Origin of the sequence: Shewanella fidelis ATCC BAA-318, from assembly GCF_000518605.1 — a bacterium.
GTDB classification, from domain to species: Bacteria; Pseudomonadota; Gammaproteobacteria; order Enterobacterales; family Shewanellaceae; genus Shewanella; species Shewanella fidelis.
The window spans coordinates 77,655-89,917 of the sequence record NZ_JADX01000004.1; the positions used below are offsets into that span (position 1 = coordinate 77,655).

10 protein-coding genes and 1 tRNA gene are annotated in these 12,263 nt (G+C 40.7%); 6 read left to right on the plus strand and 5 right to left on the minus strand.

What is annotated here, in order from left to right; all coding sequences use genetic code 11:
- Positions 1–119 precede the first annotated feature (119 nt).
- Complete coding sequence (locus L884_RS0100345; protein WP_028765610.1) at positions 120–461, plus strand: hypothetical protein; 342 nt, start codon at positions 120–122, stop codon at positions 459–461.
- Between the two features lie 253 nt (positions 462–714).
- Positions 715–1,374: a thiopurine S-methyltransferase gene (locus L884_RS0100350; protein WP_028765611.1), complete on the plus strand. Its 660-nt coding sequence runs from the start codon at positions 715–717 to the stop codon at positions 1,372–1,374.
- A gap of 141 nt (positions 1,375–1,515) precedes the next feature.
- On the opposite strand, the gene L884_RS0100355 is transcribed toward L884_RS0100350, so the two are convergent.
- Complete coding sequence (locus L884_RS0100355) at positions 1,516–2,613, minus strand: porin (protein WP_028765612.1); 1,098 nt, start codon at positions 2,611–2,613, stop codon at positions 1,516–1,518.
- A 539-nt stretch (positions 2,614–3,152) separates the two neighbouring features.
- On the minus strand, positions 3,153–4,211 hold the full coding sequence (locus L884_RS0100360) for a porin (protein ID WP_028765613.1): 1,059 nt from the start codon (positions 4,209–4,211) through the stop codon (positions 3,153–3,155).
- Positions 4,212–4,593: 382 nt separating this feature from the next.
- Between L884_RS0100360 and tcdA the strand changes: the two genes are divergently transcribed.
- A complete protein-coding gene (tcdA, locus tag L884_RS0100365; protein WP_028765614.1) occupies positions 4,594–5,415 on the plus strand; it encodes a tRNA cyclic N6-threonylcarbamoyladenosine(37) synthase TcdA in 822 nt (273 codons plus the stop codon).
- 164 nt (positions 5,416–5,579) lie between these two features.
- The gene (locus L884_RS0100370) at positions 5,580–6,197 is read left to right on the plus strand and encodes a superinfection exclusion B family protein (protein ID WP_028765615.1); all 618 of its coding nucleotides are present in this window, start codon (positions 5,580–5,582) and stop codon (positions 6,195–6,197) included.
- A gap of 74 nt (positions 6,198–6,271) precedes the next feature.
- Here L884_RS0100370 and L884_RS22690 read toward each other — a convergent pair whose 3' ends face one another.
- The gene (locus L884_RS22690; RefSeq protein ID WP_084221365.1) at positions 6,272–6,406 is read right to left on the minus strand and encodes a DUF3149 domain-containing protein; all 135 of its coding nucleotides are present in this window, start codon (positions 6,404–6,406) and stop codon (positions 6,272–6,274) included.
- Positions 6,407–6,743: 337 nt separating this feature from the next.
- Here L884_RS22690 and L884_RS0100380 point away from each other — a divergent pair.
- Positions 6,744–6,828, plus strand: a tRNA-Leu gene (locus L884_RS0100380).
- A 403-nt stretch (positions 6,829–7,231) separates the two neighbouring features.
- Positions 7,232–9,145 carry an alpha/beta hydrolase family protein gene (locus tag L884_RS0100385; RefSeq protein WP_028765616.1) on the plus strand — a complete coding sequence of 638 codons (1,914 nt, stop codon included), beginning with the start codon at positions 7,232–7,234 and terminating at the stop codon, positions 9,143–9,145.
- 63 nt (positions 9,146–9,208) lie between these two features.
- Here L884_RS0100385 and L884_RS0100390 read toward each other — a convergent pair whose 3' ends face one another.
- Together L884_RS0100390 and L884_RS0100395 are read right to left on the minus strand one after the other, a co-directional pair.
- Positions 9,209–10,357, minus strand: coding sequence for a site-2 protease family protein (locus tag L884_RS0100390; protein WP_028765617.1), 1,149 nt, complete (start codon positions 10,355–10,357; stop codon positions 9,209–9,211).
- A 113-nt stretch (positions 10,358–10,470) separates the two neighbouring features.
- Complete coding sequence (locus L884_RS0100395; protein ID WP_028765618.1) at positions 10,471–12,135, minus strand: flagellar assembly protein A; 1,665 nt, start codon at positions 12,133–12,135, stop codon at positions 10,471–10,473.
- Positions 12,136–12,263: the final 128 nt, after the last annotated feature.

Consider the following 12,263-nt stretch of genomic DNA (forward strand, 5'->3'; position numbering starts at 1 on the left):
TTAGATATTGATGTATATCAAATCTACCAGAATAAGAGAAAGGTAATCTTTGATCTTGAGGCTAGTATATAGAATATGAGCCTTAATTAAGGTTTACCTATCAATTTAGAGGTGACGTTATGTCAGGGTTAGACAAATCACAGTTAATCGAATTACTTGAGTATCCAAGACGCCGCATTTTACAGTCTATGGAGTTACGTTACTGTCCTCACGCCGGCTTTTATAACCCAACCGATATGGAATGCATTAATTGTCATCAAGGTATGGAATGCACATGGATGAACCATAATGATGAGACCATTGCGGTAGAAAGAAAAACCGTTGAAGATTTGAAGCAGCAGCTTTTGGTTGCGGTTGATTTTATTGATTCAAGTTTGACTCCACACCATTTGTCGCGTCGCAACTGTGAATGTGAAAACTGTATCTGGCTAAGAAAAGTCCAGCAAGCACTCAATATCTAACACTTGTTCGGTATTGTTTTTGTTGTTTTGTTCTAATCTGTTTATTTGACTTGGTGTTATATCTATCGATTAGCTGTGTTGTATCGAGCCAGTATTTTTTGATTAAATGTGGCGCAGCATATAGAGTAAAGCCCTTTGCGGTATACCAAGTCTTGAAGTTTTGCTCATTGGGCTGAGCAATAGCTTTTTTAAATGTTCTATTTAATGCATTCAGATCTATGGCGTACCAAGGTTTTTATTAGGGACATAGATTATGCAAGCAAGTTTTTGGCATGAGAAATGGGATGCCCAGCAAATAGGCTTCCATTTAGATGCAGTAAACCCTCTTCTAGTAAGATATTGGCCACAGTTAAATCTTGAGCCATCTTCCCGTGTTTTTGTCCCCTTATGTGGTAAGACATTAGACATGTGCTTTTTGGCTGAGCAAGGCCATGAAGTGCTTGGCTGTGAGCTTAATGAGCTAGCTGTGCAGCAGTTTTATCAAGAAAATAATCTACCGGTGACACTTGAGACGATTGGCGAACATCAGCGCTTTGCAACCGAACAAGTAACTATTTACCAAGGTGATATTTTCACACTTTGTGCAGATGAAATAGCAGCAGTAACTGCATTTTATGATCGAGCGGCACTGATTGCTTGGCCTGAAGAGATGCGTCAGGCTTATGCAAAGCGGCTAGCCAAGCTTATTCCAGCGAGCAGTATTGGTTTATTGATCACTTTGGACTACCCTCAAGCAGAGTTGAATGGTCCGCCTTTTGCGGTATCAGATGATTGGGTTAATGCCAACCTTAGTGATGATTTTGAGATCGAATGCCTAGCGAGTGCAGATGTGTTGGCCGACAACCCGCGCTTTGTGAAAAAGCAGGTGTCATGGTTGACCGAGTCAGTTTATAAGCTAACACGTAAAGCTTGAAGAATAGGTTTTAGGAACAAACTGGCCAGCGTTAGCAAACGGGGATAATGGGATGTTACTCTTACGCTAAAGATCAAAAAAGCGACCATAAGGTCGCTTTTTTATGACTTTATATTGTCAGAGTCTTAAGACTCTTGGCAATTAGAAGTTGTAACGCATACCGATAGTGAATACGTTATCGTCTTCTAGGTCAATTTTAGCGTTAGCAATTTTGTAATCACCAGAGTACATAGCGTAGTGGCCATATACCATAGTTGATTTAGAGATCTTGTAGTCAGCACCAACTGTGATGTTTTGTACATTTACGTCGCTGATTGAAGCTAATACTGCGTTTGTTTCGTTAGCATCTGTATCTGGGTCATTTGGGTTGATTACACCGAATGAGCCTGTGAAGTACTTGCTTAAACCTGACTCATCTACACCGTATTGAACTTTCAAGTTAACACCATTTAAGTTGTAAACTGCGTTTACAAAGTAAGTGTTACCTTCTAGGTTGTCGTATTTTTGGCTTTCGGTGTCTTGGAAGAAACCACCTACTTTAAAGTCACCGAACTTAGCTTGTGCTACTGCGCGGTATGCATCGATGTTTGAGATGCCTTTGTTGTAAGCTGCAGCTACGTAGTAGTTTTGAGCTTTGAATTTCTTGTCACCAAGAGTTGCACTTAGCGCGTACTGAGCATCAGAATCAGTACCTGCACCTTGGTTGTTGTCTGTCATTAGGTAAGTAGCGTTTAAGGTAACTAGATCTGCAATCTTTGGAGAGTAGTACCAGATACCGTCTGAAGCACGAGTTTGACCTGCAACTAGACGGTCGATATCGGCGTTAGTGTTACCAAACACGTCGATGCCACCTTCAGCTTGCTTGAATACAGTGTCGTTACGACCAGCAAGTACAGTACCAAACTGAGACTTAAGACCTAGGAAAGTGTTACGCGCTTTGAAAACGTCACCAGAACCTGAAGTGTTTTCTACTTGGAATTCCATTTGGTAGATAACGTCGATGTTGCTAGTTAGGCTTTCGCTACCTTTAACACCAACATGAGAGAAGTTATTTTCTAAGTATGTACCACTTTCGCCTACTTCAGCACCATTTGTACCACCTTGAAGAGTAGTGCTTTGGTCAGAGTTAGTAACAGCTAGATCTAAACGACCGTAAAAGCTAGGACCATCGGCTAGCGCGCCGAAAGAAGCTAGGGTTAAAACTGATGCCACTGATGCAGAGATTAGTGTCTTTTTCATTTCATTTGCTCCCAGAACCTAAGTTCCTATTCGTTTCTTATGGTTTATTACATAAACTTTTGTTTTTGTTACAAGCGTCCTAGCTCATAACAATTGTGGTGCTAAATATTACAGTTTTATGGCTTTAAGATTGTGGACTAGATCATGTTTTTGGGGTTCAAGGGCGGAATTGGTACTTTTTTGTGACGATTGGGGAACTTTAGCGGTTTAGTTGGGAATATCTGTAAAAATAAATACTTATGCATATCTCTAAAGTAGTATCTATGCGGCTTGTATCTATAATAGCTATTACTTTTTAAGTACTTACTAAGGTTTGATAAATGTTGTTATTTTGTTTTTAAACGTGTAGGTAAATTGCTGTATGCAAGTTTTACGCGAGAAAAACTGACTAAGCAGGATAAATGTTATTTTTTTGTTGTAACTCCTTATTTTATCGATATTTACAAAAGGTGCTTAAAAAAAGAGCATTAAAAAGGCAGCTAGGCTGCCTTTTTAGGTGTATACATTGAAAATCGTGATTATTGAGTCACGAGATAGACTTAGAAATCGAAACGCATACCCACAGTGACAATATCATCACTAAGATCTTGAGACGCGCCACCTAACATCATATCGCCATCATATTTAGTGTAGTGACCGTATACTAAGGTGTTTTTGCTTAAACGGTAATCAGCACCAAAACTGAATTGTTGTAGGTCTACATCGCTTACTGTCTCAAGGCCGCCATCTACGCTACCAACATAACGGCTAACATACTTACCTAAACCTGAGTCATCGCTACCGTACATCGCTTTTAGTTTTAGGTTACCCATAACATAAGCTGCGTTCACGAAGTATGTATCGCCTTCTAAGTTAGCGTACTTACTGTCAACGTGTTCACTGTTTTGGTAGAAACCACCCAAAATGACTTGGCCAAATTTAACTTGAGCTACACCACGATATGCTTTGACGTTATCTATGCTGTCGTTATAGGCAGCAGAAACATAATAGTTTTGCGCTTTTAGGGCTTTGTCACCAATCGTTGCACTCAACGCATACATGTTATCTGCATCAATGATTTCGCCGTTAACTTTTTGAGTGTAGTTGTCATCCATCAAATAAGTTGCGTTTAATGTGATTAAGTCAGCAATCTTAGGTGAGTAATATGAGAAGCCATCCGCGCTGCGAGATTGGCCTGCAGCTAATAGATCGATATCTGAATTGGTGTTACCAAAAATGTCGAAGCCACCTTCAGATGCTTTGAAAACAGTATCATTACGACCAACAAGAATCGTACCGGCTGTGGCAGATTTTAAGCCTAAAAATGTATTACGAGCTGAGAAAGTATTACCTGAATTATCAAAGTTACTGACGCCAAACTCCATTTGGTAAACAACCTCTAGATCTTTATTGATTGCTTCAGTGCCTTTTACACCTAACCAAGAGAAGTTGTTCTCAATGATGGTACCCGATTTTTGGTTTTGAGTGGCAATACCCATATCTGAGTTAGTGATAGCAAGATCAGCACGGCCATAGAAGCTTGGGCCGTCGGCTAGTGCAGTAAAAGAAGTAGCAGCAAGTGCCGAAACAATCGTGGCAGACAGAACAGTTTTTTTCATTATCATCTTCCTGTAGCGAATCGCTATTTGTAGTTGCAGGCAATCAAAACGTTTAAGTGTGCTAATGGGAACTAATACAAGTTGACGCTGCTTGTTTCGGGCGAGATTTTTGCACGGAAATTGTTTTTTGGTGAGTGATCTATATCAAATAAATGCGATATTATGTGATTGCTATCAAATAAATTTACTGTTTATAAACAATTGCTTAAGTAAGTGTTAACCCTAGAAACAAATCAGGTGTCTATTAAGAGGTATTTTCGATAGTTGTTTACAAGTTTGTATTGAGCACGGTGATTTTTTTAGAGTTTTGAGAGCGATTAAGATAAAATTAGCCTACGAGTAGTTTTTTACTTCTGACACTTTTCTATAATTGAGTACCATTTTGAATAATCACACATTGTCTGACGCATACTTAAATCGTTTTGCGGGTATCGGTCGTTTATATGGCCAACAAGCTCTTAGTTATTTCGCTTCAGCTCATGTGGTGGTTGTCGGGATTGGTGGTGTAGGGACCTGGGTTGCTGAGTCGCTAGCGCGAAGCGGTATTGGCCAGATCACCTTAATCGATTTAGATGATATATGTGTCACCAACACCAATAGGCAAGCCCATGCATTAAAAGACACAATTGGTGAGTCTAAAGTAGAAGTCATGGCGCAGCGTTTGATGCAAATTAATCCTGAATGCATCGTTAACCAAGTTGAAGACTTTATTACGCCTGAAAACCTTTCTGAGTATTTTCAAGGCAAAAAATCAGGCGGTAATATTGATTATGTTGTTGACTGTATTGACTCAGTCAAAGCCAAAACCGCGTTGATTGCATGGTGTAAACGTCAAAAATTGCCAATTGTAACGGTAGGTGGGGCTGGCGGGCAGATGGATCCAACCCAAGTGCAGGTTGCTGATCTCGCAAAAACTTATCAAGACCCACTGCTGGCTAAAGTGCGTAACATGCTAAGACGTGAATATAACTTCTCTAAAAATGTTGCACGTCGTTTTGCGATTGAAGCGGTGTTTTCAACAGAGCAGTTGGTTTACCCGCAAGCAGATGGCAGTGTATGTAGCACCAAAGCAACAGCAGAAGGCAGTATGAGAATGGATTGTGCGTCAGGTTTTGGCGCGGTGACTGTGGTTACTGGAACTTTTGGTTTTGTTGCAACCAGCAGAGTGTTAACCAAGCTAGCAGCTAAAGCTACGGCTAAATAGTTTTTAAAAGTGAAAGCCTAAAAGCGCCATAATGGCGCTTTTTTTATATCTATTGGACAATGTTTAATACTCAGTTTTGCTATAGATAAAATGGTTACGATATTTTGGCATTAATATTGCTTTGTTTTGATAAGGACAGGTTTCTGACACTGGATATATTAGGCATGCAAAACGTAGCTTTCAAAATCAAATCTTTTAAAATGTTGTCTGCAAAAAAATTCTTTTTTAATACAATGCTTTGGCTTGCTATTGCATGTGGGGCACTATTGTTTGCTCCAGATGCGCTATTGAGTTCATTAAGCTTAAGTGAATTTTCAAGCCAGTATGCTCATCTTATCGGTTTAGGTTTGATTGTTGGAAGTGCGTATTTATTGACGCAAGTGCTTAGTTACTTTCTCGACGAAGCCATTAGTTACTTAACTGACAAACGTTCTGCAGAGATTATCGAAGAGAAAGTGAAGTTACTTGATCCAGCAGAAAGAGCCTTACTGCGTGAGTTCTTTTTGCAAGGCGAAACGATTTTGACACTGCCAGAACAAGAACCTGCTGTGCATAGTCTGCTCAAAACAGGAATTTTGGAGTGTTTAGGTAATCAGAAACACTATGCCATTCAGGCATCGACAGCTGATTTTAAGATTTCAATGCGTGCTCGAGTTCACCTTAACCGCCAAGTGTTGCGCTTTCCTGTTGGTGAGCCAAGTGCTGAAGAGATGAAAAACTTAATTAAAGCGCGTCCACACTTTGTACATAGTTTTGCTGCGCCGCGTAAACAAGCCGCTTAATCAAGTAGTAAGGTAAGTGCTAGCCAAAAAAATGGGGGCTTAAGCCCCCTTGCATTAGAAAGAATTACTCAAGGTTAATTCTCGGGATCCGCAGACTTGCTATAAAACATCCACATCAGATATGAAATGATGCCAATAGTACTAAAGATAACGATCATCGAAAGCAAGCCTATTGGGTTGCCAAACATCAAATCTAACCAGAATGCCATTTGCGAAATCCTCTTTCTTTTTAATTCCTAATAACGATACGCTTTAGCGGTTGATGCTTTTTTGATCTGCATCAAAAACGCTTTGAGTTATTAATTAATTGGGTGGTAGTTGTTAATTATTTGGGTGTTGATCACGTTTAGCTAATTTTTGATAAGCTGATAATGACTGTGAATTGTTCTAGCTTGTATGGATTGTGAGCGCACACTGACCGTTAAGCCTGAAAAATGCTCAGTTGATGCAAAACACACTGTAAAGTGCTTGCCATTCGTTTCTCTGTAGGTATAATTCCGTTCACTTACTGAGGTCGAGCAGATTTGAGTAAGTTTTATTGATAATGCCTGAGTGGTGGAATTGGTAGACACGTCGGATTCAAAATCCGATTTCGAAAGAAGTGACGGTTCAAGTCCGTCCTCAGGTACCATTATCAACAAAGCAACCTGCCATCGAGCAGGTTTTTTTATGCCTGTAATTTGCCACTCCGTAACAAATCTTCCAATTAAAGACCTGTTGAATAGCTGCGTACTTTAGCCTATCTAGAATCTTCACCTGTAAATTAGCGCTGGCCATAAATGTAATTTATTTGCAGTTCAAGATATTCATTTAAAAAGGTCTGTCTGGTTGTTCTAGGGATTGGTTTTGCTAGAAGCCTGTACTATTGGGCATGTTTAAAAACACTCTTGATGCTGAGTGATTGAAAGTTAAGCGATACAAAGCTGTTGTTATCTTGTATGGTTTGCGGGTGGGCTTTTAGGCTCATAGCCGGATATTTAAATGGATGTAGTCGTATTCACTGATATCAGTGGACGTAATAAAAGGAAGTTGTTATGAAGGTGATTAAAAGTGTGCTCATTGCAGTGAGCTTTGCGCTTGTGGGTATGGGAGCTCACGCAGTATCTGTTGAGGATTTCTCCAAACATCGTGAGTTTTATAATGTAAAAATTTCTCCTGACGGCAAACACCTTGCTGTGCTCATAAATGATGAAGGTCGTAAAACCTTAGCTTTTCTGGAAACTGATTCATTTGAAGTGACATATACGCTTAGGGGGAGCGAGCGAGATCAGGCTGGTGATTACTTTTGGGTAAATGATGAGCGAGTTATTGTTCAGGTTGAGCAAGTTCGTGGCTCTTTTGAGAAACCATTAAACTACGGTGAGATTTTTGCTGTGAACTATGATGGTCGCAAGCGAAAAATGATCTTTGGTTATCGCTCTAAAGGAGGCATTGTACTTGCTGGGCATGCCGGGTTTTTATTAGATAACCTTAGTGGTGATGATAGGCATATTCTTATTCGTAAACAATTGATAGATAGACGTAGTGATATTCGTCCGACGGTGGTTCGGCTAAATGTTTATAACGGCCGTGAAAAACGACTTAAGAGAGCCCCGATAGGCTATAGCAAGTTTTTAGTGGACAACGAGGGGCAGCCAAGGTTTGTTTCTGGGTTAGATAAGGATTTCAACGCTAAACTTTTTTACTCAAAAGGCAAAAATCAGGATTGGCAGCCTTTTGGCGAAGAGTTTGAAGGTGAGTTTTCACCAATACGATTCACACAAGATAATACAGGTATTTATGCGCTAAAAAGTGTTGATGGTAAGCCAAAAGGACTTTACAAATATGACTTAGCAACGGGAAAAGAGTCGTTACTCTACCGTAGTGAAATAGTTGATCCTACGCATTCAATATCTTCCAGCCTTAATGGTGTGTATGGCATTAGAGTTGATGAAGACTACCCTAGTTATCATTATATTGAGCCCGATCTAGAAGAGGCAAAATTACATAGAGCCTTAATTGGTGCATTTAAAGGCGATAAAGTTTCCATAACCAGTATGACTCGAGATCAGCGATTAGCGGTTGTGCATGTTTCCGGTGACAGAAATCCAGGTGAGTTCTATCTGTTCGATACGCAGAAGATGAGCGCTAAATTTTTACTGAGCAGTGCCAAATGGATTAACAAAAGTGAACTTGCTGAGACCGAACCATTTCGTATTAAAACTCCTGATGGATTGACACTTAATGGTTTGTTAACGATTCCACGAGGGAAAAGCAAGAATTTACCGACAGTGGTACTCCCTCATGGTGGTCCCCATGCTCGTGATTACTGGGGGTATGATGCTCAAGTACAAATGCTTGCTAGTGCTGGTTATGCTGTTGTACAAGTGAATTTTAGGGGCTCAACAGGCTATGGTAAGAGCTTTGAACAGGCTGGTTATGGTCATTGGGGAACAAAAATTCAGGATGATATTCTATTAGCGACAAAATACGTGATTCAACAAGGCGTAGCTGATAAAGACAGGGTTTGTATATTTGGGGCTAGTTTTGGTGGATATTCGGCAGTACAAAGCGCAATTAGAACACCGGAAGCTTTCAAATGTGCGATCGGTTATGTTGGAGTTTATGACTTAGAGATGCTCTATAACGAAGGCGATATAAAGGAACATACTTGGGGCGATGCATATTTAGACGAGACATTAGGTAAAGAAAGTGCTGATTTAGTTGCTCAGTCACCAGTGCATAATATTGATAAATTAAAGGCGCCCGTGTTAATTATTCATGGTAAAGACGATTTGAGGGCACATTTTGAACACGCATTAGCTTTAAAAGAAGCGTTGGACAAAAGGTCTCACCCTTATGAATGGTTAGTTAAAGATAAAGAAGGGCATGGCTTTTACAATGAAGATAATATTTTAGAGGCTAATCAATCTATTTTAAGATTCCTTAAAAAACATATAGGTGATTAGCATCTTATTTATAAAGATTATAAAGGGCATTTTTGATGCCCTTTTGCTTCTAGATTGCAGCAATTAGCTCTTAAGGATCTCTAATGGCAGCGCCAACATTTGATCGCCACTAGCGGCAAAGTACCAAATGATCCCTATCAGTGCGCCTACTGTTAACAGATACCAAACTGCAGAGAAGATCTGTCCGTATCTATCGAGGGGAAGTAGATGACTTTGGTGACGGGTTTTCCATTCAAATACAATTTCAGCACTACCAATTAATAGTAAGAAACCAAGTAACGCAAGCCCAAGCGAATAACTGATATACACGCCAGCTGCAGCACCTAAAATACAAGCAACTAACCCCATTATGCTATTCATTGAGAAGCTAATGCTTTTCAGAATATGGCCGCCATCAAGTGGCAATATTGGTAGCAGGTTAAATAGGTTTAATAGCGCGTTAAAAGTCGCGAGTCCTGCAAAGAAGATATTGCCAGTGATCCAATAAGCCGCAAGTGAAGCTAATGACATGAGTAGGCCAAATGTCGGTCCCATAATGGAGATCACGACATCTTGCCAGCGAGTATTAATTTTCTCGTCACTTAGCGCTAACCCTCCCATAAACGGAATGAGGTAGATGCCTTTTGTTTTCATGCCGAAGTATTTCATAGCACGAATATGACCATATTCATGGAACACTAAACAGGCTATAAGTGCCAATGCAAACTGAAATGAGAATAGCCACGAGTAGGCGGCAACACTTGCCCCTGCAAGCAAGGCTTTAATGACTTTAGCGCTTTTTAGTAGTTTAAAGCCTAACGATGCAAGGCCAACAACGCTGAATTGTCTTTTCTCAGCTACTGGTACTGTTGGTGTTTGGCGCTCAATATCTTTTGTTGTGCGCTGACCTGATGTTATGACGTCATCATTTTTAAGTAAGCGATAATCGATAACAAAAGGTTGCCACTGTAGATCTGTTTCTAAAGTGATTTTTATCGTTGTAGTAACGATTCCTTCAGTAGGCTTATCATCCTCAAGGTTCTCCGCTCGAGGAGCTGCGTGGGGCGCAACTTGAGTGGCTAGCTCAAAGGTATGGCTTTTAAGTCCTTCATTATCAGGGCTAGCTTGAATAACAGAGACTAAATCGTCACCCCAATATAGTTGTTGCCATCCTGCCAATGAACCTTCTAAGCGCAGTGGTTTTCCTAGGCAATCGATTTTCAATAATTCCACGGTGTATCTCTAAAGCAAAAAGTCGGCTAATTATGCCGTGAATTACACATTCATTGAAAGACGAAACCGCGTAAAACAGTTATCAAAACCGATATCCACTCAATAAATAAGCATTAGCTGCTATAGTCGAAATGGATCTCTTGGTTGAGGTTACGGATATAGCAAGGCCCATGCTCTCTTTGTGTTCGCTGAAATAGATTGCCAATATGAATTTCTACGTTGGAGTAAACATGCTTAAGCGCATGGACACAATAGCGTTTATAGTAGTGTTCAATTTCAAGCTTTAGCGCATCGTGCTCGAGTTCCTCTTGGGCTCTAATTTGTGCCATCCTACGCTTTTCGTCTAGCATTACAGTCACTTGTTCGACCATCATTGCATCGCCTTGCCATTGTTCTTTCGGCGGAAGTTTTCTGAGTTGCGCTTCGATATTGAGCATGGCAACAACCATAGATTTGACACTATGATCTAACTGTTTCAGTTGTGATTTAAGTTCGCTGAGTTCCATTGCGCAAAACAGCTCGGTTTTAGTGTCGGCGGTAGCGCCAATCGCTACGGCTTGGATCCCTTTTAGCGCTTCTGCTTTACCACCAACAAGATCGCCACGTTTGCCGGTTGAGTCACTGACAATAAGCTGTTGTTGAGTTTGGCTGTGGCTATGTAGCAGTTGCTTGGTGATTAAGATGTTGCCAAGCGCTTCTAGGTGAGAATATTGTACGAATTGAGCGCTAATCTGACCTTGAGCCACTAGCTTGGTTGATAGGCTGAGATCCTTTAGTTGGCGACCAATCACACCTTTGCTGACGGTGATATCCCCTTTAGCGTGTAATGTGGCTGAATCGACAAAGCCCATGACGGTGATATCGCCAGTGCTTTTTACGACCATGCCCTCACATACATCTCCTGTGATTAAAATACTGCCTTTAAAGTCGACATGGCCGTAGCCGACATCAACATTTTTTATCTGCAACACATCATCAACTTGCATACCCGATTTGTTTTCTACAGGTTGGCCTGCAACAGTGGCGATAAGCTGATTTGGATTGTGTGGATTGAGCTCTGTGCCGGATCCTGCTGTAAGTTTGCAATCTTTCCCCGGTTTGGCGATAAGCTTTTCACCGTAAATATTGTAGCCATCGGTGCCTTGGGTTGCAGGGGTTTTCTCTATGAGTACACTGCCCGGCTTAACCATTATCAGTGCGCCCAGATTGCGCATATCAACGGTACCGTCACTATTACTTTGCGGCTGCAGTAAACGCTCGCGCGCCAGTGAAACTTTGCGTTCTAGTTTTGCAGCTACGCCATTAATAGCGGCACGGCCATTGGCAATGACGCCATGACAAGTTTTACCTGGTTCAAGCTTGGCAAATTCAGTTAACAAACAATCAATTTTGGCTTTACTCAGCCCCATACTAATTTTTTGTATTTTTAGGTTTTGGAGTACATCTCTGATATCAAGTGTTTTACCACCATAAGCTGCGGTTAGTTGCATGCTGGCTTGCATTTTATCGTCACTGACATCGAAGCTGATGCTGGCATCACGTCTAGCGGCTATTTCAAAAAACAGTTCCACATCACCGTCAGCTTGATTGCTTAATTGATTAACTTGGATGACGGCTTGGGTGATTTGAGCTTGAAGAGGAAATAGACAACTAAAGTCTGGTAGGGCTAATAGTTGCTGTAGATCTTGCTCTGAAATCGGTCCATGTGAATTGGGTACGATTTTTAATTCAGCTTTTTGTTGATCTTGACTTAGCTCGATGAGCCCAGGATGTAGCATCGAACACCTCTAATCTCTTTTATTGTTTTAAGAGATAGCTAAGCATATAAAAGGTGGGTAAAAAAGCTTCAAGTGCAAATAGTGTGAATCAAATGTTCTAACACCTCAGTTGTTGATAGCGTCAATAA

Bases quoted from the DNA above. Each gene is read 5' to 3' on its own strand.
- L884_RS0100370 (WP_028765615.1), top strand. From the start codon at position 5,580: ATGCAAAACGTAGCTTTCAAAATCAAATCTTTTAAAATGTTGTCTGCA.
- L884_RS0100360 (WP_028765613.1), bottom strand. From the start codon at position 4,211: ATGAAAAAAACTGTTCTGTCTGCCACGATTGTTTCGGCACTTGCTGCT.
- L884_RS0100355 (WP_028765612.1), bottom strand. From the start codon at position 2,613: ATGAAAAAGACACTAATCTCTGCATCAGTGGCATCAGTTTTAACCCTA.
- L884_RS22690 (WP_084221365.1), bottom strand. From the start codon at position 6,406: ATGGCATTCTGGTTAGATTTGATGTTTGGCAACCCAATAGGCTTGCTT.
- L884_RS0100395 (WP_028765618.1), bottom strand. From the start codon at position 12,135: ATGCTACATCCTGGGCTCATCGAGCTAAGTCAAGATCAACAAAAAGCT.
- L884_RS0100350 (WP_028765611.1), top strand. From the start codon at position 715: ATGCAAGCAAGTTTTTGGCATGAGAAATGGGATGCCCAGCAAATAGGC.
- L884_RS0100385 (WP_028765616.1), top strand. From the start codon at position 7,232: ATGAAGGTGATTAAAAGTGTGCTCATTGCAGTGAGCTTTGCGCTTGTG.
- L884_RS0100345 (WP_028765610.1), top strand. From the start codon at position 120: ATGTCAGGGTTAGACAAATCACAGTTAATCGAATTACTTGAGTATCCA.